The following is a 26,823-nucleotide window of genomic DNA, read 5'->3' as shown; positions in this document are numbered from 1 at the left end:
TGCTTTCCACGAAAACCCCTCGCCCGAAGTCCTCGGCGAGGGGTTTTCGCGTGCCTGTTGTCGCTACTCGTGGCGGCGAATCAGTTTTCGGCGGCGAGTTGGCCGCACGCCGCGGCGATCTCCTGCCCCCGGGTGTCCCGCACCGTGCAGGACACACCTTGCGCGATGACGCGGCGAACGAATTCCTTCTCCACCGGCTTGGGGCTGGCATCCCATTCGCTGCCCGGTGTGGGGTTGAGCGGGATGAGGTTCACGTGCACGAGGGGACCGAGAGCCTTGCGCAGCTTCTTACCCAGCAGGTCCGCTCGCCACGGCTGGTCGTTGACGTCCCGGATCAAGGCGTACTCGATCGAGACGCGTCTGCCCGACTTGTCCGCGTAGTAGCGGGCGGCATCGAGGACCTCGGCTACCGACCACCGGTTGTTGACAGGCACCAGGGTGTCGCGCAGTTCGTCGTCGGGTGTGTGCAAGGACACCGCGAGGGTGACGCTCAAATCCTCGTCGGCGAGCTTGCGGATGGCAGGCGCCAGTCCCACCGTCGAAACCGTCACCGAACGCTGCGACAAACCCAGGCCCTCGGGGGGCGGGGCCGTGATACGACGCACTGCCGCGACGACCCGCTTGTAATTGGCGAGCGGCTCCCCCATACCCATGAACACCACATTCGACAGGCGCCCCGGACCTCCGGCAACCTCACCGTCGCGCAGGGATGCGGCCGCGGCCCGCACCTGGTCGACGATCTCGGCAGTCGACAGGTTGCGTTGCAGACCGCCCTGGCCGGTCGCGCAGAACGGACACGCCATTCCGCACCCGGCCTGACTCGAGATACACAAGGTCGCACGGTCGGGGTATCGCATCAGAACACTCTCGAGAAGTGTTCCGTCGTTCGCCTTCCACAGAGTCTTCCGGGTATCTCCACCGTCGCACGCCAGATGTTTGACGGGTGTCAGCAGCGTCGGGAAGAGGGCGGCCCCCACCTGCTCCCGGACCGCAGCCGGAAGATCGGTCATCCTCTCCGGATCCGCCTCCAAGCGCGCGTAGTACTGCCGGGCCAGCTGGTCGGCACGGAAACCGGGCAGACCCAGTTCCTGGACGACCTTCCGGCGTTCGGCGGAGTCGAGGTCCGCGAGATGCCGCGGCGGCATCCCGCGCCGGGGCGCGGTGAACACGAGGGGGAGCGAGACAGCCATAGTTTTCCCATTGTCCCATTGATTCGGGGGCCGATGTCGCGCGGATACGTGATCGACGCCATTCCGCCGTCCGATGCGGGTGCAGAACCGCGCCGAGTGGGTGAAGATCGAGTTATGTCGACAACACCGGACGACCCCTCGCATTCCCCTACGGATGTCCCGGCCGGCGGTGGCCCAGTCGGCGGGCCCACGCCTGGCGATCCGCCCTACCCGGACACCACCCATCCAGGACCCCAGCATCCGGACGTCGGACGGAAGAAGGGCATCAGACACACTCGGGCGGGCGCGACCTGGACCGGCCTCGTCATCGGAATCATCGTTCTCGTACTGCTTCTCGTGTTCATCCTGCAGAACCTCGACAGCGCAACACTCGAACTGTTCGCCTGGGAGTTCACGCTTCCGCTCGGCGTGTCGTTGTTGCTGGCATCGATCGCCGGCGCCGTGATCATGGCCCTCGCCGGGGGAGTCCGGATCATCCAGATCCGGCGAGCGGCAAACCGGCAGCAACGCCTGAACACTAATTACTGACTGAACAATAGTTACGCAAGTGGATCGGGTCGGCGCCGACCGCGCATGATGGTTGTCGTGGATATCACCGGAACGGTACGACTGTGAAGGCCGACATGGAGACGACTGTGGCACCGCGCATCGCTGCCGAGCAGGCGCGATCCTGGCTGCTGGTTCCCGCCGGCAAGCGCGAAGGTTTCGAGGCGGCGCATGCGAGCGCCGCGGACGCCGTCATCCTCGACCTCGAGGACGCCGTCACCCCCGACCGTAAGCCTCGCGCGCGCGCCGACGTGGTCGCCTGGCTCGGCGAGAATCGGCGGGCGTGGGTTCGCATCAACGATGCAACCACCCCTTTCTGGGCAGACGACCTCGCTGCACTGAACGACGTCCCCGGACTCGAGGGCGTCATGCTCGCCAAGACCGAGAGTGGAATGCAGGTCGACGCCACAGCCGATCGCCTTCCCGCGGGGACCAAGGTGCTCGCTCTCGTCGAATCCGCCATGGGTCTCGAAGCTGCGCCGGAGATCGCTCGCGCCGAGGCGACTTTCCGGCTCGCCTTCGGTAGCGGCGACTTCCGGCGCGACACGGGGATGGACGATTCGCCGCTGGCCATGGCCTATCCGCGCTCACGGCTGACGATCGCGAGCCGCGCCGCCCGGATCGCCGCACCGATCGACGGGCCTACCCTCGGTTCGGACGTCGAGGCGCTGGTGCGCGCGTCGGCGCTCACGCTGTCGATGGGAATGACCGGGAAGCTGTGCATGACCATCGCTCAGACGGCGTCCGTGAATGATGCGCTCAGCCCCTCCCCCGCTGAAGCCGAGTGGGCGATGGATGTGATCGCCGCCCTCGGCGAAGACGGATCGCGGGTACGCGATGGTAGTGACCTGCCCAAACTCGCGAAGGCGAAGAAGATTCACGCGCTCGCGAAGCTGTTCCACATCGCGCCGCGTCCGTAATCACTCGGTACGCGGTACTTCCAGCCCGGCCGGCTTTCGGCGAATGTGCACGCGGTAGCGCACGTCGACGGCCAGGCCGGGCGTCTGCGCATAGGCTTTCGCCGCGGTGCTTCGGGTGAACTCGATGCCCAGGACTCGGCGCAGCGACTCCCGATCCGGGAAGAGCCACCGCGTCTGAACCCGGGTCAGGTCGAACCCCTGCGCCGCGAAGAAGGCTTCGACCGCGGCCGGTCTGTAGTGCGGCATGTCGGCACGCATCCATGCACCGTAGGGCTCCGCCGTCGCGTCGAGATCGATGACCGCGAGCGCTCCTCCCGGTCGGAGCACCCGCATCGCCTCGAGTATTCCCGGTCCGCATCCTGGGCCGAAGAAGTAGGCGGTTCGGGCGTGCACCAGGTCGACGCTCGAGTCTTCGAGGGGAATCTGCTCGGCCGATCCGGCAAGTATTCGCACGTGGGACAGGCCGGAGACCCGCTGCCGGGCGAGGTCGAGTAGAGGTGGATGCGGTTCGACACCGATCACGGTGCTCGCTGCTTCGGCGAAGACCGGAAGATGAAAACCGGAACCGCAGCCGATGTCGACGACGGTCTTGCCTTCCCAGTCCAGGGAGGACCGTAGATGCCGGAACAGCGCACCGTCGACGTCCTGCGCCCGGTTCTCAAGCTCGTAGGTGTCGGGCCAGTGCCAGATGTTGGGGCTGGGAATGGTCACGGCCGGTCGGTCACACGAGGACCGTGAGCACCAGCCACGTCACGAACGCCGACGGCAGCAGGGAATCGAGACGGTCCATGATTCCGCCGTGTCCGGGAAGAAGGGTGCCCATGTCCTTGATCCGCAGTTCACGTTTCACCTGGGATTCGATGAGGTCACCGAGCGTGGCCGTGACCACCAGGACCACACCGAGCAGTACACCGATCATCGGGTTCTCGCCGAGGATGAGGGTGACCGTGAGCAGGCTGCCGATCACGCAGAACAGCAGGGAACCGAAGAAACCCTCCCACGACTTCTTCGGGCTGATCGCCGGCACCATCGGATGCTTACCGAAGAGAACTCCGGCGGCGTAACCACCGACGTCGGAGCAGACCACCCCGATCATGAGGCAGAGCACCCGGCCCGCCCCGTCGTCCTGCAACACCATCAGCACCGCGAACGAGGCCAGAAGGGGAATCCACGCGGCCACGAATACGGTGATCGCCGTGTCCCGCAGATAATTCCGTGGGGTCGCCTTGAGTCCGTGGTCGAACAGGCGCCACACCATGCACACCAGAGCGGTACCCGCGAACGCGCTGAGCACACCCTCCGGGCCGAATGGCCAGGCCAGCCACAGTACGGCCTGCCCGCCCACGAGCAACGGTATCCGAGGAGCGCTGATGTCCGCTTCCCGCAACCGCTTGGTGACCTCCCAGGTGGCAACGGCCATCGCGACGGACACGACACCGATCCACACCAGCGGTACGTACACGAGTATCAGGATCAGTGAGACTCCGAGGCCGACGCCGACAGCGATCGCGGCGGGAAGGTTCCTTCCCGCCTTCGATCCTGTGGCCGGGGGCACCTCCGACTGTGCGGGGCGCGTTCCCTCCGACTGCGCGGAAGGCTCGCCCTCGGACGTTGGCCCCCCTGGCGTCCCGTGTTCTGTTGGCACGGTCACTGTCCCCGATCCACTCCTCGTCCCGCGCTCAAACCTCGAGCAACTCGGCTTCCTTGTGCTTCACCAGCTCGTCGATGTGCGCGACGTAACGAGCAGTCGTCTTGTCGAGTTCCTTCTCGGCGCGCCCGACCTCGTCCTCGCCGGCTTCACCGTCCTTCTGGATGCGGGACAGTTCGTCCATCGCCTTGCGGCGCACGTTGCGCACCGACACCTTCGCGTCCTCGCCCTTCGCCTTCGCCTGCTTCACGAGTTCGCGGCGGCGTTCCTCCGTGAGCTGCGGCACGGAAATGCGGATCAGGTTGCCGTCGTTGGACGGGTTGACGCCCAGATCGGAGTTACGGATCGCGTTCTCGATCGGTCCGAGCTGAGAGGCCTCGTAGGGCTTGACCACCACCAGCCGCGCCTCCGGGACGTTGATGCTGGCCAGCTGTGTGATCGGGGTGAACGCACCGTAGTAGTCGATACCGATGCGCGAGAACATTCCAGGGTTCGCCCGGCCCGTCCGGATGGAACCCAGGTCATCCTTGGCCACCGTGACAGCCTTCTCCATCTTCTCCTCGGCTTCGAAGAGAGTTTCATCAATCACGGCCGTTCCTCCATGTCGTTCTGCATCGATTCGTCATGACTTGACGAGCGTTCCGATCTTCTCACCAGATACTGCCCTGGCAATATTGCCCTCGGTGAGCAGATTGAACACCATGATCGGCATTTCGTTGTCCATGCAGAGACTGAATGCGGTCGCATCGGCCACCTTGAGTCCCTGTTCGATGACCTCGCGGTGGGTGATCTGCGTGTACATCGTCGCGGTGGGGTCGAGATTGGGGTCCGCCGTGAATACGCCGTCGACCGCCTTCGCCATCAGCACCACCTCGGCGCCGATCTCGAGAGCCCGCTGGGCAGCCGTGGTGTCGGTCGAGAAATACGGCATTCCCATCCCCGCCCCGAAGATCACGACGCGCCCCTTCTCGAGATGACGCTGCGCGCGCAGCGGGATGTACGGCTCGGCCACCTGCCCCATGGTGATCGCTGTCTGCACGCGGCTGTCGACGCCTTCCTTCTCCAGGAAATCCTGGAGTGCAAGGCAATTCATCACGGTGCCGAGCATGCCCATGTAGTCGGAACGAGCACGGTCGAGGCCTCGCTGCTGCAGTTCGGCACCACGGAAGAAGTTTCCGCCGCCTATCACTACCGCCACCTGCACGCCGGACCGCACGACTCCGGCGATCTGTTCGGCGACCTTGGTCACCACGTCAGGGTCCAGGCCGACCTTTCCGCCACCGAACATTTCGCCACCGAGTTTGAGAAGGACTCGATGAAATCCTGGACGTTCGCTGGCTGGTTCGGACATTGCTCTCCTCGGTTCATCCGCACTCGTCGGTTCCACTACAGCCGAGCGGACCGACGGGCCGGCTCGACACCTACAGACGGCCATCCTCATCCTGCCTCATCGAGGAAGGGGCGGCACACGTAGACCCCGCCGGGCGAGCGCACTCGTCCGACGGGGTCATACGATTGACACGACTAGCTCGAAGAACCGACCTCGAAACGCACGAAGCGCTTGATCGTCACGCCGGCCTCGTCGAGGATCGCCTTCACGGACTTCTTGGAATCCTGAACCGAGGACTGCTCGGTCAGCACGACGTCCTTGAAGTACCCGTTGACACGGCCTTCGATGATCTTCGGCAGCGCCTGCTCGGGCTTGCCCTCCGCGCGGGCGGTCTCTTCGGCGATGTGGCGCTCGTTGGCGACGATGTCCTCGGGGACCTCGTCGCGCGTCACGTACTTGGCCTTGAGCGCGGCAACCTGCATGGCTGCGGCGCGAGCGGCCTCGGCCGCAGCGTCGCCTTCGCCGGTGTACTCGACGAGAACGCCGACGGCGGGCGGCAAGTCCGCACTGCGCTTGTGCAGATAGACGGCAACGGGACCGTCGAAGGACGCGATCTTGCTCAGTTCGAGCTTCTCACCGATCTTCGCGGACTGTTCCTGCACGACGGTGTCGACAGTCTTGCCGTCGAGCTCGAGGGCCTTGAGGGCGTCGATGTCGGCGGGCTTCTCCGCGGCGGCGACCGAAACGATCGACTCGGCCAACTTCAGGAAGTCTTCGTTCTTGGCGACGAAGTCCGTCTCGCAGTTGATCTCGAGCAGGACGCCGTCCTTGGCAACGACCAGGCCCTCGGCCGTGGTGCGCTCCGCACGCTTACCCACATCCTTGGCACCCTTGATGCGCAGCTGCTCGACAGCCTTGTCGAAGTCGCCGTCGGCCTCGGCGAGGGCGTTCTTACAGGCCATCATTCCGGAGCCGGTCAGCTCGCGGAGCCGCTTGACGTCAGCGGCGGTGTAGTTCGCCATGGTGAGCGAGCCTCCTCATATGTCTGTCGGGACGTAAGTCAGGGTAGTACTCGGTGCAGACCGTGAAACGGCCCTGACCACTCGAGCTTCTGGTCAGGGCCGTTGTCATCGGATCAGGCCTCGGTGGCCGGTGCCTCTGCTGCGGGAGCTTCGGCTGCGGGAGCTTCGGCTGCGGGAGCTTCGGCTGCCGGAGCGGCAGCGGCCTCGTCCGCGGGGGTCGCCTGGGACAGCAGTTCCTGCTCCCACTCGGCGAGGGGCTCACCGGCGCCGGCCTCGGGCTTCGCGTCCTTGTCGGCGCTCAGTCCGGCACGGGCCTGCACTCCCTCGGCCACTGCGGAAGCGACGACCTTGGTGAGGAGCGCGGCACTGCGGATGGCGTCGTCGTTACCCGGGATCGGGTAGTCGACGAGGTCGGGGTCGCAGTTCGTGTCCAGGATCGCGATGACCGGGATGTTGAGCTTGCGAGCCTCGGCAACCGCCAGGTGCTCCTTGTTGGTGTCGACGACCCACACCGCGGAAGGAACCTTGGCCATGTCGCGGATACCGCCGAGGGTGCGGTCCAGCTTGGTCATCTCACGCGTGAGCATGAGGATTTCCTTCTTGGTGCGTCCCTCGAAGCCACCGCTCTGCTCCATCGACTCGAGTTCCTTGAGGCGGAGCAGACGCTTGTGGACGGTGGTGAAGTTGGTGAGCATGCCGCCGAGCCAACGCTGGTTGACGTAGGGCATCCCGACGCGAGTGGCCTCGGCCGCGATGGACTCCTGGGCCTGCTTCTTGGTGCCGACGAAGAGAACGGTGCCGCCGTGGGCAACGGTCTCCTTGACGAATTCGTACGCCTTGTCGATGTACGTCAGCGTCTGCTGCAAGTCGATGATGTAGATGCCGTTGCGGTCGGTGAAGATGAATCGCTTCATCTTCGGGTTCCAGCGACGGGTCTGGTGACCGAAGTGTGTGCCGCTGTCGAGCAGCTGCTTCATTGTTACAACAGCCATGGCTGTGTATCTCTCTTTCATTGCCGGTTGATGCACAGCATCGGTGATGCTGTGCCCTGACGCCCGTGACCACCGGAACTCACACCGAGATGCGAGACCAGCCGATGGCCGATAACCTGCGCGGGCGCGCGAAGTCGGACTGTGCGAGCACAGACCGCTCGATCAGTGTACGGCCTCGGTGGCGTTCGCCCTAACCGTGCCGTCTCCCGGGCACACACGCGCCCGTCGCGCAAGTGGTGCCCGCGCATCTGTGGATCGACCCGGACCTGTCCACAGATTCCCCGGGCGCCGGGTTCGGGTCTCCGGACTGCGGCATGGTTCGAGCCGTGACGATGATCGGTACAACTCTTCGGACGCTGGTGTCGACAGTCGCCGTCGCCACCGTGCTGTGTGCCTCGGTCGTCGCCGCCACGCCCGCCGACGCGGCTCCCACCGCGGAGTTCGATTGGCCGCTCCACCCACGACCACGCGTCGTCCGGGTGTTCGACAATCCGGAGCACGACTGGCTTCCCGGTCACCGCGGCGTCGATCTGGGCGGCGTGCCCGATCAAGCGGTGCTCTCTGCGGGGGAAGGGGTAGTGGTATTCGCCGGCACGGTGGCCGGCAAACCCGTCGTGTCCGTCGACCACCACGGTGGGCTACGCACCACGTACGAACCGGTCACCGCCCGCGTCACCGCCGGTCTCCGGGTAGGCAGGGGAACCGTGCTCGGCACGCTCGAACCCGGACATCCGGGCTGTATCGCGCCCGTCGCCGCGTGCCTGCACTGGGGTCTTCGCCGCGACCGCGTCTATCTCGACCCGTTGGGTCTGGTCCGGGTGGCACCGATACGGCTGAAACCCGTCGTTCCGCGGTGATCCGGGGAGTTACCGCCATTCCGCGACGGCGTGCCGGCCAGCCGACTCGGGGAAGTCGTCGGCCACCATCGCCGCGAGTTCGACGAATGCCTGACGTGTCTGCGGTCGCACGAGGTCGAGATCGACGACCGACCCCTCCGCGAGATGCTCGTCGAAAGGCACCACCTTCACAGCCCGGCAGCGCTGCAGGAAGTGATTGGCCAGTCCCGTCATATCGATTCCGGACGACCCCGGCCTGGCGGCACTGATCACCACGACGGTGCGGGAGACGAGGTGACCGTAACCGTGATGCCCCAGCCAGTCGAGAGTGGCCGCCGCGCTCCGCGCTCCGTCGATCGCGGGCGAGCTGACCAGAACCAACGAATTTGCCAGTTGCAGAACGCCGTTCATCGCAGAGTGCATGATGCCCGTGCCGCAGTCCGTCAAGATGATGTTGTAGTACACCTGCAGGATGTCGATCACGCGGCGGTAGTCGTCCTCGCTGAAGGCCTCGGAGATGGCCGGGTCCTGTTCGCTCGCGAGCACCTCGAGCCGACTCGGCGCCTGCGACGTGTGCGCGCGAACATCCGAATAGCGGCGGATCGTCGACTCAGCCGCAATGAGATCGCGGACCGTCGAATGGGTCTGAAGAGGTACCCGCTGCGCCAGCGTCCCGAAGTCGGGGTTTGCGTCGACAGCGATGACGCAGTCTCCACGCAAGGACGCGAATGTCGAGCCCAGTCCGATGGTGGTCGTCGTCTTACCGACACCGCCCTTGAGGGACAGGAACGCTATCCGGTAATCCCCCTGAATCGGTTGCCGAATACGGGCGAGGAGTGCGGCGTCGCGCGCTTCCCCCGAGGACTCCCCCGGATTCAGCGTTCCGCCCGTCAGCCGGTGCAGACCCCGCCGCCACCCGCGGGCGGGGGCACGTCGCGGCCGCCTGAGCAGGGCATCCGCCACCAGGTCCTGGTTGCTGATCTGATGCTGGCTCGTCGCCGGAGGGCGTTCGTCCCACGACTGTTGCCCCCACGGATCCGTAGCCGCGGTCCCCCTCGGTGCTTCGCCGCCGTCGTTCAGCCACGCCGGCTGCGGCCCTGTCACGTTTTCGCGGTCCACGATTCCCCCGGGATAGTGCAGAAAAACTGCAGATTCGTGGAGCGACGCTACCAAACGGGCTCAGGCGCGGGGATGCGCCTGATCGTGCACGGCGCGCAACCTCGCCACGGACACATGCGTATACAGCTGAGTGGTGGCCAGGCTCGCGTGACCGAGCAGTTCCTGGACCACGCGCAAATCGGCTCCGCCTTCGAGCAGATGCGTTGCCGCAGTGTGCCGGAGTCCGTGCGGACCGAGGTCGGGGGCACCGGGTACGGCGGACAGAACCTCGTGAACGGCTGTCCGCGCCTGACGTTGATTCAGCCGCCTCCCCCGCTTCCCGAGCAGCAATGCCTGCCCGGACGCCTCGGTCGCCAGAGCCGGACGGCCGATATGCATCCAGGCGTCCACCGCCTCGGCCGCCGGCTTGCCGTACGGCACAGACCTTTCCTTGTCGCCCTTGCCGATCACACGCAGCAGCCGCCGCTCGCGATCCACCGAGCCGAGGTCCAGCCCGCACAGTTCACCGACCCGAATACCCGTGGCGTAGAGCATTTCGACGATGAGGCGATCACGCAGGGCAAGGGGGTCCTGCTCCCGCGCACCCGTTTCCGCGGCGTCCATGGCGTCGGCGGCCTGCGACTGTCGCAGAACCGCCGGCAACGTCCGGTGCGCTTTCGCCGCGCCCAGCCTGGCGCCCGGGTCGAGCGGGATTCGCCTCGTACGTAACAACCAGGCTGTGAAGTTTCGCACGGACGACGTCCGCCGAGCGAGTGTCGTGCGCGCGACCCCCGCAGCAGACTGGCCGGCCAGCCACGAGCGCAGCACCCGGATGTCCAATTCCGCGAGTTGTGCGCCGGGCGCTGTCGACAGCCAGTGGTGCATCAGCGATCTCGCGTCCGCGAGGTACGCCTTCACCGTGTGCGGGGAGCGTCCGCGTTCGAGCCCGAGATGCCGCGCGTACTCGTCGAGTACCGTCTCGAGATGCGGCGGCAAGGCGGTACTCATGGTGGCAAGAGTCGCCGCGCGGGGACGACGAGTCAAGCGGCCGCGCCGGTAGAGTTCATTCGTGCAGCGAACGATCTCCATTCCCATGTTGTGTGTGCTGGCATTGCTGTCGGCGATCGCCCCGCTGGCCACCGACATGTATCTCCCCGGACTACCCGTCATGGCGGAGAGCCTGCGCACGTCGGCGCCCAGTGTTCAACTCACACTCACCACCTTCATGGCCGGGCTCGGCATCGGCCAATTGGTGGTGGGTCCGCTGTCGGATGGTCTGGGTCGACGACGCCTTCTCCTCGCGGCCACGGTAGTCACGACGATCGCAGCGATGGTGTGTGCTCTGGCACCGAGCGTCCAGACTCTGATCGCGGCACGACTTTTCCAGGGCCTCAGTGGTGGCGCCGCGATCGTGCTCGCACGTGCCTGCATAGCGGACCGCGCCCGCGGCGACAACGCCGCGCGGCTCTTCAGCATCATGATGATCATCGGCGGGGTCGCGCCTGTTATCGCTCCGCTGATCGGAGGAGCGTTACTGGGCCCGGTCGGCTGGCGGGGAATCTTCTGGGTGCTCGCCGGCGCAGGGTTCGTGATGGTGCTCGGCGTGCTCACGCTCGTGCCGGAAACACTTCCCGTCGAGAAAAGGCATGGAGGCGGTCTCGCGGCTCTCGCCCGGAATCTCCGGTATGTGGTCGGCAACCGCGTGTATCTCGGCTATGCGTTGACGTTCATCTTCGGATTCGGTGCACTCTTCGCCTATATTTCCGCTTCACCCTTCGTCGTTCAAAACGTGCTGGGGCTCAGCCCCGGCCAGTTCTCCATCGTGTTTGCGATCAATGCTTCGGGCATGGTGATTGCCGCGATCGCGAACACGCGCCTGCTCGGCACTTTCCGCGCCCGTCAGCTGCTCGGGTTCGGGGTTACGGTGCTGCTTGTCGGCGGCGCGGTACTGCTCATCGCCGCGACAACGATCGATGCCCCGTCGTGGTGGATGCTCCTGGTTCCGTTGTTCGTCTCGGTGGCGAGCCTCGGGTTCGTCATGGGAAATGCGACCGCGCTTGCTCAAGGCGAGGTGACCGAGGCATCGGGAACTGGTTCCGCCCTGTTGGGTGCTGGTCAGTTCGGGTTGGCGGCACTCGTCTCCCCTCTGGTCGGAGTCGCCGGCCCCGCCACCGCGGTCCCGATGGCTGTAGCGATTCCGCTCTCGGGCGCCATCGCGATGCTCGCGCTCGTGCTGCTGACGCGGCGGACGCACACGGCGTAACGCCCGCCGCGAAGATCAGCGCGCGGCGCCCTCGCTGGCAGCGAGTTCGGACTTCCACACGCGGAAGCCTTCCTCGGTGCGCCCGCGACGCCAGTAGCCGGAAATCGATGCGGAGGAGGCCGGCACTCCGCGCTCGTGTCGCACATAGGACCGCAGATTGTGCATGACGGCCTGCGCTTCGCCGTGGATGAAGACCTGCGGATTGCCGGACAACCAGTCGGCGTTCTTCACCGCCCCGATAAGGGGCGCGCTGTCTCCGGACGCGTCGTCACCGATTCGGTCTGCTGTGTCACCGCGGTGTATCCACGCTATGTCGACCCCTGCCGGTGCGTCGAAGCCGACCTCGTCTTCCGGTCCTGCCACCTCGAGGAAGACGTAACCCTTCGCTGCCGCGTCGAGCTTCTCGACCGACGCCGAGATGGCGGGGATCGCGGTCTCGTCGCCGGCGAACAAGTACCAGTCGGCCGCGGTGTCCGGAGCGAAGGCGCCGCCGGGACCCCGAAGCCGCACAGTGTCACCCGCCGTGGCGGCTGCCGCCCACGGCCCTGCGACGCCGGCATCGCCGTGGACCACGAAGTCGATGGCGATCTCGCGCTCGACAGAGTTCACCGAGCGGATCGTGTATGTGCGGAGCGTGGGCTGTTCGCTGGGGCCGAACTCGAGCTTCGCGTAGGCGTCGGTGAACGCGTTGGGCACAAAGCTGTCGAATCCTGGGTCACCCAGGAAAACGCGAACCATGTGGGGGGTCAGCCACTCGGTCCGGCGAACGGTCAATGTGGCACTCGGCTTGGCCATGCGTCACCTCTCCACTACACATCAAGTTGGTTAGTCTTACCTAACTACGGTACAGGAGGGGTAACCAACGTCCTCGCACAGCGGGACTCCGACCCGTTCCGAAGAGGATCGGACCCACCGCTTTCGGCTCTACGAGCCGGACGCAATCAACAAGCTCAAGACGTGTGCGACGAAGTTCCGCCACAGATCACCCGCTGATCCCATGTCTCACTCCTTACGTGATCCCGAACCTTGCCCGGTTCGTCTGCGATTGGGAGGTAGCACTACGAAGGTTGTACCTCAGCTCGTAGCCGATCGGGTGCTTCGACTCGCGCTTCCCGTCACCGAACGAAGCGCCGACCATCTTCATCACTGCCGCGACCACCCCGTGTCGCCGGAGTCCACGAAACCTTCCATTTCGAGCATCGGCAGCACCGCCCGCACCTTCTCGACCGCGATACCGGAGGCCTCCGACAGCTCTCGCACTCCGCTGGCACCGAGCGCCGGCAACGCCTCATACACCACCAATGCATCCCCCGACAGTCCGTCGAGAGCACGCACGGCATCGAGATCGCGTTCGACATCACCATCAACTCCCGCACGCAACCCGATCGGACCCGCCTCGTCGACCACGTCGACCGCATTCGCCACCAGACGAGCCTCCCCCTCCCGGATCATGCGATTGCACCCTGTCGAGGACACCGACGTCACCGGCCCCGGCACCGCCATCACCGGGCGCCCGAGCTTGCGCGCCCAACTCGCCGTGTTCCGGGCACCACTGCGCCACCCTGCCTCCACCACGACGACACCGTCGGACAAACTCGCCACAAGCCGGTTCCTGGCAAGGAATCGGTACTTCGCCGGTGTCGTCCCCGGCGGATACTCACTGATCACCGCGCCGTTCTGCGCGATCTGGCGCAACAAGCGGGCATGACCGGCCGGATACGCCCGGTCCACTCCGCATGCCAGCACTGCCACGGTCAGACCACCGACACCCAACGCCGCCCGATGCGCGGCGCCATCGATCCCGAACGCCGCCCCCGACACAATGGTCCAGCCGTCGACGGCGAGGTCACCCGCCAGCTCTGCAGTGACGTGTTCGCCGTAGCCACTCGCCGCGCGGGTGCCCACAACAGAGATCGCGCGTTCAGTCAGCTCGGTCAGCGAACGTGAACCCAGCACCCACAGCGCAAACGGCGCGCCGTCCTCCCGCGACGCCGACAGAGTGTCGAACCCGAGTAGCCGCCACTGTGGCCACTCGTCGTCGTCGGGAGTGATGAGCCGACCACCCATCCCGGTCACCAGATCGAGGTCGTGGGCAGCAGTATCTACGTGCGCCCGCGCAACAGTCTTCTCCCCCAGCAACTCCGACAGATCCCGTTCACGTACCGCGCGCGCAGCCTCCTCCGGTCCCACCTCGTCGACGAGTCGCGACAGCGCCGGGCACGGACCTTGCACCACCTTCGACAGATAGGCCCAGGCCAACCGACGCGGATCGTGCGCACCCGGCCGATTGTCGGTACCGCCGCGGATCTCCACAGTCATTGAAAACTCCGATCACGAAATCCCAAGGCGGTCACCACTTGCTCCGGTCCGGGCATCGCGAGACCGGCCAGATCGCCTACCGTCCATGCCACCCGCAGTGCCCGATCGGCGCCACGCGCGGTGATCATTCCCTTCTGCAGCGCACGCTCCACCGGTGCGAGTGCGGGCCGGGACAAGCGGAACTTCTGGCGCAGAGCCGGCCCCGGCACCTCCGCGTTGGTACGCCAACCGTGGTCGTACCAGCGCTCCCCGGCCGCGGCGCGGGCATCGGCCACCCGCCGGCGGACGTTTTCGGTGCTCTCACCGATCTCGTCGATGAACGCGCCGGTCGCCACCGCCTGCATCCGCACACGCAGGTCCACACGATCGAGGAGCGGCCCCGACAATTTCCCCAGATACCGCCGCCTCGCCGTCGGAGCGCAGATGCAGTCGGCCTCACGGGCCGGGGCACACGGACACGGGTTCGCGGCGAGGATCAACTGGAAACGAGCGGGGTAGCGCGCCACACCGTCCCGGCGGGCGATCCGCACCTCGCCGTCCTCCAGGGGCGTACGAAGGGCCTCGAGTACCTTGGTGCCGATTTCGGCGAATTCGTCGAGAAACAGCACGCCCCGGTGTGCACGACTCACGGCGCCCGGCCTCGCGACGCCACTGCCCCCGCCGACGAGAGCGCTGACCGTAGCCGTGTGGTGTGGCGCGATGAAGGGTGGGGCGTCGATCAGTGGCCTATCCGGTGGCAGCAGGCCCGCCACCGAGTGAATCGCGGTCACCTCGAGCGATTCGTCTTCGGTCAGCGGTGGCAGTATGCCCGGAAGCCGCTGTGCGAGCATCGTTTTGCCGACTCCGGGTGGGCCGGTGAGCATGAGGTGGTGCGCACCGGCCGCGGCGACTTCGATGGCCCAGCGCGCCTCCGCTTGACCGACCACCTCGGTGAGGTCGCCGCGCACAGGCTGAATCAGACGCTCCGTCGGTTCGGGATACTCGAGTTCGTACTCGCCGCGCATCCATGCGACAGCGGACCGCAGATCACGCGCGCCCAGGACCTCGATCCCGCTGACGAGCCCGGCCTCGGGCAAGGTCTGTACGGGTACCACGACCGTCGACCATCCCGCGTTCTTGGCCGCGAGCACCGCTGGGAGCACACCGCGCACCGCACGGAGCCGGCCGTCGAGCGCGAGTTCGCCGAGCAGTACCGTCTCACGGAGCCGATCACGCTTGACCTGCTTGGCCGCATCGAGCACCGCCGCCACCAGTGCGAGGTCGTATACGGACCCGACTTTCGGCAAGGTCGCCGGCGACAAGGCCAGGATGACCTTCGAATCCGGCCACTGTTCGCCCGAATTCGTCACGGCGGCGCGAATTCGGTCGCGCGCCTCCTGTAGCGCCGTGTCCGGGAGTCCCACGAGGTGCACGGCCGGAAGACCGCGTCCGATGTCCGCCTCGATTTCCACCAATTGACCGTCCACCCCCGTCACCGCTACCGAATGCGCGCGCCCCAGCGCCATCAAAACGCGTCCCGGACATGCTCGATCTGTGGTTCCCCGGCACGGTTCACCATGATCGCAACGACATCGAACCGCACCCGGGACCAATGCCGGCCCGAGTCGCGCAGCCATTCCACCGCCAGCAATCGGATCCTTCGCTGCTTGGAAAACGTCACCGCCTCGGCCGGGCTACCGAAACCGAGACCGCGGCGTGTCTTCACCTCGACGAATACGAGCCAGTCACCCTCTGCTGCAACGAGATCGACCTCCCCGTACCGCGACCGCCAGTTGCGGTCGACGATCTCCATACCCGCATCGGTGAGATACCGGGCCGCCAGATCCTCCCCATGTGCGCCGAGCGCAAGATTGTGCGCCATCGCAGCCTCCGTCGACTCCCCGGCGGTCCACCGATGCGGACCGCGCCCCTCCATCACTGTGCCGCCGGGCGAATCGTGCGGGACCCTGCGAACTGGTCGAAAAGATTGACCTGTGGAGCAACCACAGGTTGTGGACAACTAGGCGATCTACGCCTCGGATCAGCACTCGAACCGCTGGTCAATCGTGTCAAGCTCGGAAAACACGCTCACGATTCGAACTTCACTGGCGGCCGACCGCACCGGGCGGAATGCTGGACGAAAGAACGTGCACCGGAGAACGAGAAGGAGAGTCGGCGCCATGGTGGTCGGATTCGACTATTGGCAGGTCATCAGCCACTATCCCGAGTATTTTCGCGAGCTCGCCGACATGCATCGGTCGGCCGGCCACGACGTGGTCATCATCTCCGCCGTCGGGGATCGCACCGCAGGCACCGTCGAACGTGACGTTCGAACACTGGGATTCAGTACCGCCATACCGGTGTACGAGGTCAGGTTCGACCATCCGCGCCAAGCGCCCGAATTGAAACTCGACAAGTGCCGGGAGCTACGGGTGAGCGTCTTCTACGACGATCGCGACGACGTGTGCCGGATGATGAACGCCCACGGCATCCTCGCTCTGCGCGTGACTCGCCGGGACGGCTCGACGTACGACCTCGGTTCGGAGCGGGGCTAGGTCCCCGACATGCCGGTGTCCGATCCGGTGAAGCCGGCAGAGTCCTCGACCGTGGCAGTCAGTCCGGCGTCAGCAAGAGCACTTTCGGTGCGGGCGCGACCCAGTTCGATCATCTCCGCCGCGCGATGGAAGTCGAGACTGCGACATGCGGTGCGCGGAATGCGGACGAGGACGTCCGGTGGGTACGCAGCGAGCTGGTATCGAGCCAGTGTTGCCTGCATCATGTCCAGCGAGCGGTTCATCACTGCGAATCGGCTGAACTTGGGAACAGCCATCGCCCCGCCCGCATTCACGCTGTCCCCGCCCGGCACCTCGACCGTGTCGTCCAGCGAATCGAGCTCCGCATGGGCAGTACCGAATCGGCCGACGACCGATCGCATGATATCCAGTTCACGGAGCTGGGCAGTACTGCGGCGGAACCTCGCGAGCCACTCGTCGACAGGTCGCGAGTCCGCGCTCGCGTTCTCGGGAGCCTGAGACCGGTTTTCCCTGTCGTCGGCACCCAGGCTGACCGCGATTCTGAGCGCCGGCCCCGCAGCCACGAGTGGGGCCAAGGGCAACGGATCGAGCACCCCGCCGTCGGCAAGCACGCGACCATTGAGCACGGACGGCGTGATAACTCCGGGGATGGCGATCGATGCTCGGATCGCGGCGTCGACAGGCCCCCGCTGGAACCACACCGATCGTCCCGCTGCCAGATCGGTCGCGACCGCGGTATACGGAATAGGAAGGTCCTCGATCCGGACCTCGCCCAGTACCTCACGAACTCTCTGGAGAATTCTCTCCGCGTGAATGGCACCGGGAGCCGAGACCGACAGATCCAGCAGGCGCATCACATCGAGCTGAGTCAGGCTCAACGCCCAGCGCGTGAAGTCGTCGAGCTTTCCGGCCGCGTACACACCCCCGACAAGAGCGCCCATGGACGACCCCGCAATCCCGACGATCTCGAAACCGTGCTCCTCGAGCACCTGAATCGCTCCGATGTGCGCATAACCGCGCGCTCCCCCGCTGCCCAGAGCGAGCGCAACGCGCCTCTGTTCGGCCATCGGCTGATCGTACGTGGACGAAACCTCAGGACAACCCGTTGTCGGGCAGCCGTAGGTCAGGTTTGTCCAGTTCCTCGATGTTCACATCCTTGAAGGTGATGACCCGGACATACTTCACGAACCGCGCGGGCCGATACATGTCCCAGACCCACGCGTCGGACATGCGCAGCTCGAAGTAGATTTCACCATCCGCGTTGTGCGGCAGCAACTCCACCGAGTTGGCCAGATAGAACCGGCGCTCGGTCTCCACGACATAAGAAAACTGACCGACGATGTCCCGGTACTCGCGGTAGAGCGACAGCTCCATCTCGGTTTCGTACTTCTCGAGATCCTCGGCACTCATCGGTCTCGGAGTCCTCCTGCTCTGGTGTGAATAGTCATCATCTCGCACTTTCCGAACGGTTATCCACTCGGTGCCGCGGTGCCCTGCACTCGGTTCCGTACCGCGGCGACGTTCGCCCACGACCGGCGGTGCTCGCGACAGGGGCCCAACGCCTCGAGCGCGCTCGTGTGTGCGGATGTGCAATAGCCTTTGTGGATCGCGAACCCGTAACCCGGATACTCGTCGTCCATCTCCACCATGACGCGGTCGCGGGTGACCTTCGCCAGGATGCTCGCGGCCGCGATGCATGCCGCCGCGCCGTCACCGCCGATGACCGGCAAGGAGGGAGCGGGGATACCCGGCACGCGGAAACCGTCGGTGAGGACGTAACCCGGCGTGGTGGACAACCCGGCAACCGCCCGACGCATGCCCTCGATGTTGGCAACGTGTACTCCGATGCGGTCGACCTCCTCGGCCGAAATGGACACGACACTCCATGCCAGGGCAAGCCGGGTGATAGCCGGGTAGAGCTCCTCACGCGTCCGTTCGGTGAGCTTCTTGGAATCGTCGAGCCGAGCCAGGGCGGGATAGGGCTTGGGGGCCAGGACGCAGGCCGCTACGACGAGTGGACCCGCACATGCTCCCCGGCCCGCCTCGTCCACGCCCGCCACCGGCCCCAGCCCGCTACGAATGAGGGCCGATTCCATCGTCCGCAGACCAGCCGACCTGCGGATGACGATACGTGGCGGCCAGGAAGTCACTTGCCCTGAATATCGGGGGAGCTGATGGTGCCCATCCGCGACGGTGGCAATGCGATAACGACCGCCTTGCCGATGACGTTGTCGAGCGGAATGGTGCCCTGCATGTCGTCGCCGACGTGATATCGCGAGTCCGCCGAATTGCTGCGGTTGTCACCCATCACCCACACGTGCCCCTCCGGGACGGTAACCGGACCGAAGCAGCGCGCCGACTTCAGCGCGGTGTCGCAGGCCTGCGAACCGGGCACGAACGGGAAGTCCGTCACGACGTACGGCTCGTCGAGGGGTTTGCCGTCGACGAGGATGCGTCCCTGTTCGTCGCAACATTCGACGGTTTGGCCGCCGGTGGCAATCACTCGCTTGACCAGGTCGTTCTCGTCCGGCGGCACGAGGCCGACCAATGAACCGAGTTCTTGTGCGCCGCGAACCACCACATTCGAGGAACGAATGGAGACGAAATCCTGCGACCAGGAGTCGGGACCACGAAAGACGATGACGTCACCCGGCTGAGGTTCACCGAAGTGGTAACCGACCTTTTCGACGACGATGCGGTCGCCGGTGCACCCGGCACATCCGTGAAGGGTGGGTTCCATCGACTCCGACGGGATGAGATAGACGCGGGCGATGAAGGTCTGCAGAAGAAAACTCAGCACGAGCGCGACCAGAATGAGGATCGGCAACTCGCGCAGGAAAGAGCGGGGCTTCTTCTCCGGCTTTGTCGCACCCGCAGGGGCGGATGCGACCGCGGGATCGCCGGTGGTATCGGATTCCGACGACAATGCCCGCTCCTTCGAAGAATCTGTCACGAAATCAGATTAGCCCGGCACTGCGCGAACGCAGTGCCGGGCTTCTGGGAAAGCTCAGCGCTTTTCCTTGATCTTGGCAGCCTTGCCACGGAGATCGCGGAGGTAGTACAGCTTGGCGCGACGAACGTCACCGCGGGTGACGACCTCGATCTGGGCCAGGTTGGGGCTGTGCACGGGGAAGGTGCGCTCGACGCCGACGCCGAAGGACACCTTGCGGACGGTGAAGGTCTCGCGGACGCCGCCGCCCTGGCGGCGAATGACGACACCCTTGAAGACCTGCACACGCTCCTTGGAGCCTTCGATGACCTTGACGTGCACGTTCAGGGTGTCACCGGGACGGAAGTCGGGGATGTCGTCGCGGAGGGACTTCTTGTCCAGGAAATCGAGCGTGTTCATCGGTGTTCCATCCTTGCGTATTCGCAGGAGCAGAGGAACCGAGCGGCACCCGAACGTTCGAGGAACGCCGTTGCTCGTCTGGTTCGTGCCCAGTTCACGTAATGCTGCCTGGTCCAGGCAACCCGTCCATTGTGCCAGACGCGACCGCGCGTGACGAAATCGGCGGGGGCGCCGGATGCACCACCTCGTCGAGTTCCGCCTCCGCGGCCACCTTGGCGTGCTCGGCAGCTTCCTTCACGTGCTCGGCGCTCGGGGTCCCCGCGATGAAGTCCTGCACGAAGATCTTGGCCCGGATCACCGGTCGGCGCAATTTCCGTTCGCGCTCGAGCGCGCGAAGCATCCGCTTGGGCTTGCTGGTGTATCGCCAGCGGGCCCACGGCGCGCTCGGCCTGCTCAACCGGATGGCGCCGACCAAGAGGATCGGAAAAATGAACAGACCCAGCAGCCCGGTCCAAATTTTCCCTTTGAGCAGCACCACGCCGGCGATGAGCAGATTGACCACGGAGAGCACGCCGATCGCCACCCGGACCCACGGGTCGGGTGAGTCGCGGAAGCTGGTGACGTCCATCAACTCGAGCGGTCTGAGTCCGAGCAGCAGCAGGCCTGTGACGGCGATCGCCACGAAGACGGCGTCCACCGACGCCCTCCCCTCGTCGGCCCAGTACACGTCCTGCAGATAGAAGATCAGTGCGAACTCGTCGAGCACCAGTGCGGCGCCGATTCCGAAGAAGGTGGCGAGCACCGCGCCGGTGGTCTGTGTCCCGTCCACGTAGACGGCGACGAGCGCGACACCCGAGATCAGCATGGTGACTACACCGAAGACGACGTGGTGCACATGGTGCCCGCCGGGCTTGACATTCCCCGGCCACCACGACACCTCCGCGCGGATCATCCGGACGCTCAGTCGAATGAAGAGGAAGGCCCCGAGAAACCCCAGCAGGAAGAAGAGCAGGGGCAGGCGCCCGTGCCCGACGATCTCCCGATCCAGCCATTCGTACATGGACATCCACTATCCCAGCAAAGAACTGGTCACTCCATCGAAAAGCGAATGCTCGTGCCCGACACGGTGCTGATCAGACACGGTGCTGATCAGACACGGTGCTGATTACTTGCCGAAGCCTGCCTTCCGCAAAGCATCCGCCATCGAGCCACCGGCGGGGGCCGGGCGCGCATCCCGGCCGCCGCGTTCGCGGCCACCTTGCTGGGGCTTACCGCCCCCGCGGCGATCCTGCCGTTGTCCCCCGCCGCGCTGGCCCTCGCTCTTGCGCGCCGCCGCGCCCACCTCGTCATCGAGCCGCAAGGTCAGCCCGATGCGCTGCCGCGCCTCGTCCACCTCGAGCACCTTCACCTTCACCACATCGCCCGACTTCACGACGTCGCGCGGGTCCTTCACGAAGTTGTGAGACATGGCGGAGACATGGACGAGACCGTCCTGGTGCACGCCGATGTCGACGAAGGCGCCGAACGCTGCCACGTTGGTGACCACTCCTTCGAGTGTCATCCCGGGCTTCAGGTGCGCCACTTTTTCGATGCCCGCGGCGAACGTCGCCGTCTTGAACTCCGGCCTCGGGTCGCGCCCGGGCTTCTCCAGCTCACTGATGATGTCGGTGACCGTCGGCAGTCCGAAGCGGTCGTCGACGAAGTCTGCGGGATTGAGGCTGCGGAGAACCGCCGTGTTGCCGATGACGTCGCGCACACCGCTGCCGCTGGCGCCGACGATCTTGCGCACCACCGGGTACGCCTCCGGGTGCACGCTGGACGCATCGAGCGGATCGTCGCCGTTGGGAATACGGAGGAAGCCGGCGCACTGTTCGAACGCCTTGGGCCCGAGTCGAGCGACATCCTTGAGTCCCTTGCGGCTCCGGAACGGGCCATTCTGGTCCCGGTGCGCGACGATGCTCTCGGCCAAGGAGCCTGCGATACCGGACACGCGGGACAACAACGGCACGGACGCCGTGTTCACATCGACACCGACCGCGTTCACCGCGTCCTCGACCACAGCGCCGAGGGACCGGGCGAGCAGCGTCTCCGAAATGTCGTGCTGGTACTGCCCCACACCGATCGACTTGGGGTCGATCTTCACCAACTCCGCGAGGGGGTCCTGCAGTCGACGGGCGATCGACACGGCGCCGCGGATGGAGACGTCGAGGTCAGGCAGTTCCTGCGACGCGTACGCGGATGCCGAGTACACCGACGCGCCGGCCTCGGACACCACGATCTTGGTGAGGTTGGTGGCACCGGACTTCGCGATCAGTTCGGTGGCGAGCGCGTCGGTCTCACGCGATGCGGTGCCGTTTCCGATAGCGATCAACTCCACGCCGTGGCGAGCCACCAGGTCGGCGAGGGTGGCGAGCGCGGCGTCCCACTTGTTGTGGGGCTGGTGCGGGTAGATGGTGTCGTACGCAACTACCTTGCCGGTCGCGTCGACGACGGCCACCTTCGTTCCGGTGCGGAAACCCGGGTCGAGACCCATCGTGGCGCGGGTGCCTGCCGGCGCCGCGAGCAACAGGTCGCGGAGATTGTTGGCGAAGACGTCGACAGCGTCCTTCTCTGCCGACTGACGCAACCTCATCCGGACGTCGATGCCCAGCGTGACGAGCAGCTTCGTCTTCCACGCCCACCGCACCGTGTCGAGCAACCACTTGTCGGCCGGCCGGCCACGGTCGGCGATCCCGAACCGGCTTGCGATTCGGCCCTCGTAGACGGTCGGTTCACCGGGAACCGGCTCATCCCGGTCCGGAGCCAGCGTGAGCGTCAGTACCTCTTCTTTCTCACCACGCAGCACGGCAAGGATTCGGTGCGAGGGGAGGGTGGTGAACGGCTCGGAGAACTCGAAGTAGTCGGCGAACTTCGCGCCTTCTGTCTCTTTGCCCTTGCGGACGACGGAAACCAGCTTGCCGCGCGTCCACATCAGCTCGCGCAGATCGCCCACCAGATCGGCGTCCTCGGCGAAACGCTCGACGAGAATCGCTCGCGCACCCTCGAGTTGCTCGGCCGTGTAGGACGCGGGGTCGGTGGCGGGGTCTGTGATCAGCGCATCGGCGACAGGCTCGTGACCCGCCTCGCGGGCGATCTGCGCCTTGGTGCGCCGCTTCGGCTTGAAGGGCAGATAGATGTCTTCGAGCCGAGCCTTGGTCTCGGCCGTCATGATCTGTCCGCGCAACTGGTCGTCGAGCTTGCCTTGCGAGTCGATCGACTCGAGTACCGCGACACGCCGTTCGTCGAGCTCACGCAGGTAGCGGAGCCGCTCTTCGAGCTGGCGAAGCTGAGCGTCGTCGAGGGTTCCGGTGACTTCCTTGCGGTAACGGGCAATGAAGGGAACGGTGGCCCCGCCGTCGAGGAGGTCCACGGCGGCCGCGACCTGTCCCTCCCGGACGTCGAGCTCCTCGGCAATGCGTTGGTTCACGGTCTTCAGAGTCACAAAAATGGACCCTACCGCTACCGGGGGACACCCTCGTCGGCGGTGAGGCGGTCGGGAGTGCGAAAGCGGCGTTTCATGCCGGCCGTCGCCTCCGGGGACAGATCCGGTGCGCGGGGCATCGACGACCGGGGACAGCCGCTGGGCTGACTCAGGGCAACAGGTCCGGCCGGCGCTCCGCGGTGCGCTGCAACGATTGCTCGTGGCGCCACTGCGCGATCTTGGCGTGGTCACCCGACAAGAGCACCGGTGGGACGTCGAGTCCGCGCCACGTGGCAGGCCGGGTGTAGCTCGGCCCTTCGAGGAGCCCGTCGCTGAACGAATCTTCCTGGTGTGACTGCTGATTGCCCAGGACACCGGGGACCAGCCGGACGAAGGCCTCGACCATGACGAGTACTGCCGCCTCACCCCCGATGAGGACGTAGTCGCCGATGCTGACTTCTTCGACCCGCACGCGCCGGGCAGCGTCGTCGATGACTCGTTGGTCGATGCCTTCGTATCGCCCACAGGCGAAAACGATGTGGCGCTCCCCTGCCCAGCGTTCCGCCGTCGCCTGGGTGAAGGGGACGCCCGCCGGTGTGGGGACCACCAGAAGTGTGTCGGCGTCGTCCCCGCCCCGGGCGAGGACGTCATCCAGGGCCGGTCCCCACACACTGGGTTTCATGACCATTCCGGGGCCGCCGCCATAGGGCGAGTCGTCGACAGCTTTGTGGACGTCGTGCGTCCAGTTCCTCAGATCGTGCACGTCTACCGAGAGGAGTCCCTTGTCGATCGCCTTGCCGAGCAGGGCAGCGCGAAGGGGCTCGAGGTACTCCGGAAAGATGGTGACCACGTCGAGACGCATGGTTACCGGCTCATTCGCCGACAGGAGATTCACCGAAGTCAGGGTCGAGCAACCCTTCCGGTGGGTCGATCTCGACGACGCCGTCCGCAACGGACACCGAGGTCACGATCGCGGCGACGAACGGAACGAGTAATTCCGGCGCCCCCTCACGACGGACGGACAGGAGTTCGCCTGCCGCCGAATGCAGTACCTCGACGACGGTACCCACCGGAGTGCCGTCCGCCAGCCGAACGGCAAGGCCCTCGAGTTCGTGATCGTAGAACTCGTCCGGGTCCTCGGACGGTTCGAGTTCCGCACTGTCGATGACGAAGAGCGTGCCGCGCAACGCATCGGCGGCAGCACGATCCGCTACACCCTCGAGGCGCAGCAGAAGCCGCCCGGAATGCTCCCGGGCGGCTTCTACCGTGTACGTGGTGAGCTTCTGCTCGCGCGGCTTCCGTCCCCGCAGCACGGCACCGAGAGCGAAACGCTGTTCGGGTTCGTCGGTGCGAACCTCGACGACGACTTCCCCTTTGATGCCGTGTGACTTGGCGACACGGCCGACGACGAGCTCCACTGCTGTGCGGCCGCTACTGATCGGTGTCGACGACGTCGACACGGATCCCGCGGCCACCGATACCGGAGACCAACGTGCGCAGCGCTGTCGCTGTGCGACCGCCACGTCCGATGACCTTGCCGAGGTCGTCAGGATTGACGTGAACCTCGACAGTGCGCCCCCGACGCCCGGTGATCAGCTCGACACGAACGTCGTCGGGATTGGCGACGATGCCACGAACGAGGTGCTCCACGGCATCGGCGACGACGGCACTCACTTGTCAGCAGCCTCGGAGTTCTCGGCCTCTGCACCCGACGCGTCGGCAGCAGCCTCGGCGTCATCGGCCTTGGCCTTCTTCTTCTTCGGGGTGATGGCCTCGGACACCGGCTCGTTCTCGGCCTGCGCCAGCGCAGCCTGGAACAGCTCCAGCTTGGACGGCTTGGCTTCCTTGACACGGAGAGTGCCCTCGGTACCCGGCAGGCCCTTGAACTTCTGCCAGTCGCCGGTGATCTTCAGGAGTGCCTCGACGGGCTCGGTGGGCTGCGCGCCCACGCCCAGCCAGTACTGCGCCCGCTCGGAATCGATGTCGATCAGCGAGGGCTCTTCCTTGGGGTGGTACTTGCCGATGGTCTCGATCGCGCGGCCGTTGCGACGGGTGCGGGCGTCGGCAACGACGATGCGGTACTGCGGGTTCCGGATCTTGCCGAGCCGGGTGAGCTTGATCTTGACAGCCACTGCTGTACTTCTCCTTCGGTGCGCACACCAAGTGCACACATTGTCACGTGCAATTCAGCGACGCACAGGAATAGTGCGTCCGGTTTTGCCTCTCACCTGTGACCGCCGCGCGGTACGGAACCGGATGCGACGAACAGCGGATCATTCTGCCAGACGAGCACCGTCAGGGTAAAACCAGGTCATCGCGTCTTGACGACATTTCCGCGCAGTACCACGATGTCGGGTGCGGCGAGGGCGTCGCTTCCGGTACGTGGGTCGTCCCGGTAGACGAGCAGATCCGCGGGTGCGCCCGGTTCCAGCCCGGGATGCCGCAGCCAGGTCCGGGCGTTCCAGCACGCAGCGCCGAGCGCGTCGGTCGGCGACAGCCCGACGGCTTTGAGCTCCTCGACCTCGTCGGCGATCCGGCCGTGCACGATGGATCCGCCGGCATCGGTGCCCGCGTAAATCGGAATCCCGGCCTCGTGGGCCGCGCCGATCGTGTCTTTCACCCGCGAGTGCAGGTCCCGCATATGAGCCGCGTACACCGGGTACCGCGTCGCAGAGTCGGCGATCTCGGGGAAGGTAGCGATGTTGATGAGCGTCGGGACGAGGGCAGTGCCGTGCCCCACCATCAGCTCGATCGTCTCGTCGGTGAGCCCCGTACCGTGCTCGATGCAGTCGATACCGGCGTTGATCAGACCGGGAAGCGCGTCCTCGGCGAAGACGTGGGCCGTGACCCGTGCGCCTTCTCGGTGGGCGGCGGCGATGGCTTCCACCAGAATGTCGTCGCTCCACAAGGGTGCGAGGTCACCGATCGACCTGTCGATCCAGTCACCGACCAGCTTGACCCAGCCGTCACCGGCGCGCGCCTGCCGCGCAACCTCGGCCGGCAACTGCTCCTCGTCCTCGAGGTCTACCGGCAGCCCCGGAATGTATCGCTTGGGCGCGGCAATGTGCTGACCTGCCCTGACGATTCGCGGCAGGTCGACCCGCTCGTCGAGGAATCGGGTGTCCACGGGAGACCCGGCGTCGCGGATCAGGAGGACACCGGCATCGCGCTCGGTCTCCGCCTGCGCGATCAGCCCCTCGATGCTCTCACCACCGCCGCCGCCGAACTTGATGCCGACATGGCAGTGCGCATCGACCAGTCCGGGAACGATCCACCCCGAATCACAGATGGTCTCGGCACCGGCGATCGGCTCGGTGGAAACGACCCCTTGATCCACCCAGTATTCGACGGGCTGTTCGCCGGGCAGGCCGATACCCCGCAAGTGCAGTGCGCTCAT

At 65.8% G+C, this 26,823-nt stretch carries 30 protein-coding genes; 5 read left to right on the top strand and 25 right to left on the bottom strand.

Translation table 11 applies throughout. From position 1 onward, the window contains the following. Positions 1-80: 80 nt before the first annotated feature. Complete coding sequence (rlmN, locus tag JQT59_RS19775) at positions 81-1,190, bottom strand: dual-specificity RNA methyltransferase RlmN (RefSeq protein ID WP_109330913.1); 1,110 nt, start codon at positions 1,188-1,190, stop codon at positions 81-83. 114 nt (positions 1,191-1,304) lie between these two features. Here rlmN and JQT59_RS19770 point away from each other — a divergent pair, with 114 nt between their 5' ends. Next, complete coding sequence (locus JQT59_RS19770) at positions 1,305-1,718, top strand: LapA family protein (RefSeq protein WP_213571668.1); 414 nt, start codon at positions 1,305-1,307, stop codon at positions 1,716-1,718. A gap of 83 nt (positions 1,719-1,801) precedes the next feature. After that, the gene (locus JQT59_RS19765) at positions 1,802-2,656 is read left to right on the top strand and encodes an HpcH/HpaI aldolase/citrate lyase family protein (protein ID WP_213571667.1); all 855 of its coding nucleotides are present in this window, start codon (positions 1,802-1,804) and stop codon (positions 2,654-2,656) included. Here JQT59_RS19765 and JQT59_RS19760 read toward each other — a convergent pair whose 3' ends face one another. From JQT59_RS19760 to rpsB, 6 genes are all read right to left on the bottom strand, one after another. Then, positions 2,657-3,367: a class I SAM-dependent methyltransferase gene (locus JQT59_RS19760; RefSeq protein WP_213571666.1), complete on the bottom strand. Its 711-nt coding sequence runs from the start codon at positions 3,365-3,367 to the stop codon at positions 2,657-2,659. A 10-nt stretch (positions 3,368-3,377) separates the two neighbouring features. After that, on the bottom strand, positions 3,378-4,307 hold the full coding sequence (locus tag JQT59_RS19755; RefSeq protein ID WP_397517645.1) for a phosphatidate cytidylyltransferase: 930 nt from the start codon (positions 4,305-4,307) through the stop codon (positions 3,378-3,380). Between the two features lie 28 nt (positions 4,308-4,335). Next, a complete protein-coding gene (gene frr / locus JQT59_RS19750) occupies positions 4,336-4,893 on the bottom strand; it encodes a ribosome recycling factor (RefSeq protein WP_213571665.1) in 558 nt (185 codons plus the stop codon). Positions 4,894-4,926: 33 nt separating this feature from the next. Further along, positions 4,927-5,655 (bottom strand): UMP kinase, encoded by a 729-nt coding sequence (pyrH, locus tag JQT59_RS19745; protein WP_109330919.1) that lies wholly within the window; start codon positions 5,653-5,655, stop codon positions 4,927-4,929. Between the two features lie 173 nt (positions 5,656-5,828). Next, positions 5,829-6,656, bottom strand: coding sequence for a translation elongation factor Ts (tsf, locus tag JQT59_RS19740; protein WP_109330921.1), 828 nt, complete (start codon positions 6,654-6,656; stop codon positions 5,829-5,831). Positions 6,657-6,769: 113 nt separating this feature from the next. Next, positions 6,770-7,648: a 30S ribosomal protein S2 gene (rpsB, locus tag JQT59_RS19735; protein WP_208961341.1), complete on the bottom strand. Its 879-nt coding sequence runs from the start codon at positions 7,646-7,648 to the stop codon at positions 6,770-6,772. 332 nt (positions 7,649-7,980) lie between these two features. Between rpsB and JQT59_RS19730 the strand changes: the two genes are divergently transcribed. Beyond that, a complete protein-coding gene (locus JQT59_RS19730; RefSeq protein ID WP_502939867.1) occupies positions 7,981-8,505 on the top strand; it encodes a M23 family metallopeptidase in 525 nt (174 codons plus the stop codon). A 9-nt stretch (positions 8,506-8,514) separates the two neighbouring features. On the opposite strand, the gene JQT59_RS19725 is transcribed toward JQT59_RS19730, so the two are convergent. Beyond that, a complete protein-coding gene (locus JQT59_RS19725) occupies positions 8,515-9,588 on the bottom strand; it encodes a MinD/ParA family ATP-binding protein (RefSeq protein ID WP_249353683.1) in 1,074 nt (357 codons plus the stop codon). A gap of 75 nt (positions 9,589-9,663) precedes the next feature. Then, a complete protein-coding gene (locus JQT59_RS19720) occupies positions 9,664-10,590 on the bottom strand; it encodes a tyrosine recombinase XerC (RefSeq protein ID WP_213571663.1) in 927 nt (308 codons plus the stop codon). Between the two features lie 85 nt (positions 10,591-10,675). Between JQT59_RS19720 and JQT59_RS19715 the strand changes: the two genes are divergently transcribed. Beyond that, complete coding sequence (locus JQT59_RS19715; protein WP_213577899.1) at positions 10,676-11,845, top strand: multidrug effflux MFS transporter; 1,170 nt, start codon at positions 10,676-10,678, stop codon at positions 11,843-11,845. A 15-nt stretch (positions 11,846-11,860) separates the two neighbouring features. Here the strand turns inward: JQT59_RS19715 and JQT59_RS19710 are convergent, their stop codons facing one another. From JQT59_RS19710 to JQT59_RS19695, 4 genes are all read right to left on the bottom strand, one after another. After that, positions 11,861-12,640 carry a siderophore-interacting protein gene (locus JQT59_RS19710; RefSeq protein WP_213571662.1) on the bottom strand — a complete coding sequence of 260 codons (780 nt, stop codon included), beginning with the start codon at positions 12,638-12,640 and terminating at the stop codon, positions 11,861-11,863. Between the two features lie 348 nt (positions 12,641-12,988). Then, the gene (gene dprA, locus JQT59_RS19705) at positions 12,989-14,164 is read right to left on the bottom strand and encodes a DNA-processing protein DprA (protein ID WP_213571661.1); all 1,176 of its coding nucleotides are present in this window, start codon (positions 14,162-14,164) and stop codon (positions 12,989-12,991) included. Continuing rightward, positions 14,161-15,669 carry a YifB family Mg chelatase-like AAA ATPase gene (locus JQT59_RS19700; protein ID WP_213571660.1) on the bottom strand — a complete coding sequence of 503 codons (1,509 nt, stop codon included), beginning with the start codon at positions 15,667-15,669 and terminating at the stop codon, positions 14,161-14,163. The genes dprA and JQT59_RS19700 overlap by 4 nt, the downstream gene beginning before the upstream one ends. Next, complete coding sequence (locus JQT59_RS19695) at positions 15,669-16,025, bottom strand: YraN family protein (RefSeq protein WP_213571659.1); 357 nt, start codon at positions 16,023-16,025, stop codon at positions 15,669-15,671. The genes JQT59_RS19700 and JQT59_RS19695 overlap by 1 nt, the downstream gene beginning before the upstream one ends. Before the next feature lie 298 nt (positions 16,026-16,323). Here JQT59_RS19695 and JQT59_RS19690 point away from each other — a divergent pair, with 298 nt between their 5' ends. Continuing rightward, positions 16,324-16,698: an HAD family hydrolase gene (locus JQT59_RS19690; protein WP_213571658.1), complete on the top strand. Its 375-nt coding sequence runs from the start codon at positions 16,324-16,326 to the stop codon at positions 16,696-16,698. Here JQT59_RS19690 and JQT59_RS19685 read toward each other — a convergent pair. From JQT59_RS19685 to JQT59_RS19630, 12 genes are all read right to left on the bottom strand, one after another. Further along, positions 16,695-17,744 (bottom strand): patatin-like phospholipase family protein, encoded by a 1,050-nt coding sequence (locus JQT59_RS19685; RefSeq protein ID WP_213571657.1) that lies wholly within the window; start codon positions 17,742-17,744, stop codon positions 16,695-16,697. The genes JQT59_RS19690 and JQT59_RS19685 overlap by 4 nt on opposite strands. A gap of 25 nt (positions 17,745-17,769) precedes the next feature. Further along, a complete protein-coding gene (locus tag JQT59_RS19680; protein ID WP_005240496.1) occupies positions 17,770-18,087 on the bottom strand; it encodes a DUF2469 domain-containing protein in 318 nt (105 codons plus the stop codon). A 59-nt stretch (positions 18,088-18,146) separates the two neighbouring features. Next, the gene (locus tag JQT59_RS19675; RefSeq protein WP_109330957.1) at positions 18,147-18,827 is read right to left on the bottom strand and encodes a ribonuclease HII; all 681 of its coding nucleotides are present in this window, start codon (positions 18,825-18,827) and stop codon (positions 18,147-18,149) included. Next, positions 18,824-19,603, bottom strand: a complete 780-nt coding sequence (gene lepB, locus JQT59_RS19670) for a signal peptidase I (RefSeq protein WP_109330959.1) — start codon at positions 19,601-19,603, stop codon at positions 18,824-18,826. The genes JQT59_RS19675 and lepB overlap by 4 nt, the downstream gene beginning before the upstream one ends. Positions 19,604-19,684: 81 nt before the next feature. Then, on the bottom strand, positions 19,685-20,026 hold the full coding sequence (gene rplS / locus JQT59_RS19665) for a 50S ribosomal protein L19 (protein ID WP_072687550.1): 342 nt from the start codon (positions 20,024-20,026) through the stop codon (positions 19,685-19,687). 94 nt (positions 20,027-20,120) lie between these two features. Beyond that, positions 20,121-21,026 (bottom strand): hypothetical protein, encoded by a 906-nt coding sequence (locus JQT59_RS19660; RefSeq protein WP_159927606.1) that lies wholly within the window; start codon positions 21,024-21,026, stop codon positions 20,121-20,123. 105 nt (positions 21,027-21,131) lie between these two features. Then, entirely contained in the window at positions 21,132-23,447 is a 2,316-nt protein-coding gene (locus tag JQT59_RS19655) for a Tex family protein (protein ID WP_213571656.1), read from the bottom strand. Between the two features lie 148 nt (positions 23,448-23,595). Then, positions 23,596-24,288: a tRNA (guanosine(37)-N1)-methyltransferase TrmD gene (gene trmD, locus JQT59_RS19650; protein ID WP_213577897.1), complete on the bottom strand. Its 693-nt coding sequence runs from the start codon at positions 24,286-24,288 to the stop codon at positions 23,596-23,598. 10 nt (positions 24,289-24,298) lie between these two features. Further along, a complete protein-coding gene (gene rimM, locus JQT59_RS19645; protein ID WP_208963556.1) occupies positions 24,299-24,844 on the bottom strand; it encodes a ribosome maturation factor RimM in 546 nt (181 codons plus the stop codon). Between the two features lie 13 nt (positions 24,845-24,857). Continuing rightward, complete coding sequence (locus JQT59_RS19640) at positions 24,858-25,100, bottom strand: RNA-binding protein (RefSeq protein ID WP_005240479.1); 243 nt, start codon at positions 25,098-25,100, stop codon at positions 24,858-24,860. Beyond that, positions 25,097-25,558 carry a 30S ribosomal protein S16 gene (rpsP, locus tag JQT59_RS19635; protein WP_159926140.1) on the bottom strand — a complete coding sequence of 154 codons (462 nt, stop codon included), beginning with the start codon at positions 25,556-25,558 and terminating at the stop codon, positions 25,097-25,099. Before rpsP ends, JQT59_RS19640 begins: the two co-directional genes overlap by 4 nt. A gap of 179 nt (positions 25,559-25,737) precedes the next feature. Continuing rightward, entirely contained in the window at positions 25,738-26,823 is a 1,086-nt protein-coding gene (locus JQT59_RS19630) for an amidohydrolase family protein (RefSeq protein WP_213571655.1), read from the bottom strand.

It is taken from the genome of Rhodococcus sp. USK13 (assembly GCF_018343855.1).
Taxonomy (GTDB): domain Bacteria; phylum Actinomycetota; class Actinomycetes; order Mycobacteriales; family Mycobacteriaceae; genus Rhodococcus_F; species Rhodococcus_F oxybenzonivorans.
This window is presented reverse-complemented; position numbering and strand designations above follow the sequence as displayed.

Excerpts from the sequence above, each read along its gene's own strand:
- rlmN (WP_109330913.1), bottom strand. The coding sequence starts at position 1,190 with ATGGCTGTCTCGCTCCCCCTCGTGTTCACCGCGCCCCGGCGCGGGATG.
- JQT59_RS19770 (WP_213571668.1), top strand. The coding sequence starts at position 1,305 with ATGTCGACAACACCGGACGACCCCTCGCATTCCCCTACGGATGTCCCG.
- pyrH (WP_109330919.1), bottom strand. The coding sequence starts at position 5,655 with ATGTCCGAACCAGCCAGCGAACGTCCAGGATTTCATCGAGTCCTTCTC.
- tsf (WP_109330921.1), bottom strand. The coding sequence starts at position 6,656 with ATGGCGAACTACACCGCCGCTGACGTCAAGCGGCTCCGCGAGCTGACC.
- rpsB (WP_208961341.1), bottom strand. The coding sequence starts at position 7,648 with ATGGCTGTTGTAACAATGAAGCAGCTGCTCGACAGCGGCACACACTTC.
- JQT59_RS19730 (WP_502939867.1), top strand. The coding sequence starts at position 7,981 with ATGATCGGTACAACTCTTCGGACGCTGGTGTCGACAGTCGCCGTCGCC.
- JQT59_RS19720 (WP_213571663.1), bottom strand. The coding sequence starts at position 10,590 with ATGAGTACCGCCTTGCCGCCGCATCTCGAGACGGTACTCGACGAGTAC.
- JQT59_RS19715 (WP_213577899.1), top strand. The coding sequence starts at position 10,676 with ATGTTGTGTGTGCTGGCATTGCTGTCGGCGATCGCCCCGCTGGCCACC.
- JQT59_RS19710 (WP_213571662.1), bottom strand. The coding sequence starts at position 12,640 with ATGGCCAAGCCGAGTGCCACATTGACCGTTCGCCGGACCGAGTGGCTG.
- dprA (WP_213571661.1), bottom strand. The coding sequence starts at position 14,164 with ATGACTGTGGAGATCCGCGGCGGTACCGACAATCGGCCGGGTGCGCAC.
- JQT59_RS19700 (WP_213571660.1), bottom strand. The coding sequence starts at position 15,669 with ATGGCGCTGGGGCGCGCGCATTCGGTAGCGGTGACGGGGGTGGACGGT.
- JQT59_RS19695 (WP_213571659.1), bottom strand. The coding sequence starts at position 16,025 with ATGGCGCACAATCTTGCGCTCGGCGCACATGGGGAGGATCTGGCGGCC.
- JQT59_RS19690 (WP_213571658.1), top strand. The coding sequence starts at position 16,324 with ATGGTGGTCGGATTCGACTATTGGCAGGTCATCAGCCACTATCCCGAG.
- JQT59_RS19685 (WP_213571657.1), bottom strand. The coding sequence starts at position 17,744 with ATGGCCGAACAGAGGCGCGTTGCGCTCGCTCTGGGCAGCGGGGGAGCG.
- JQT59_RS19680 (WP_005240496.1), bottom strand. The coding sequence starts at position 18,087 with ATGAGTGCCGAGGATCTCGAGAAGTACGAAACCGAGATGGAGCTGTCG.
- rplS (WP_072687550.1), bottom strand. The coding sequence starts at position 20,026 with ATGAACACGCTCGATTTCCTGGACAAGAAGTCCCTCCGCGACGACATC.
- JQT59_RS19660 (WP_159927606.1), bottom strand. The coding sequence starts at position 21,026 with ATGTACGAATGGCTGGATCGGGAGATCGTCGGGCACGGGCGCCTGCCC.
- trmD (WP_213577897.1), bottom strand. The coding sequence starts at position 24,288 with ATGCGTCTCGACGTGGTCACCATCTTTCCGGAGTACCTCGAGCCCCTT.
- JQT59_RS19630 (WP_213571655.1), bottom strand. The coding sequence starts at position 26,823 with ATGAGCGCACTGCACTTGCGGGGTATCGGCCTGCCCGGCGAACAGCCC.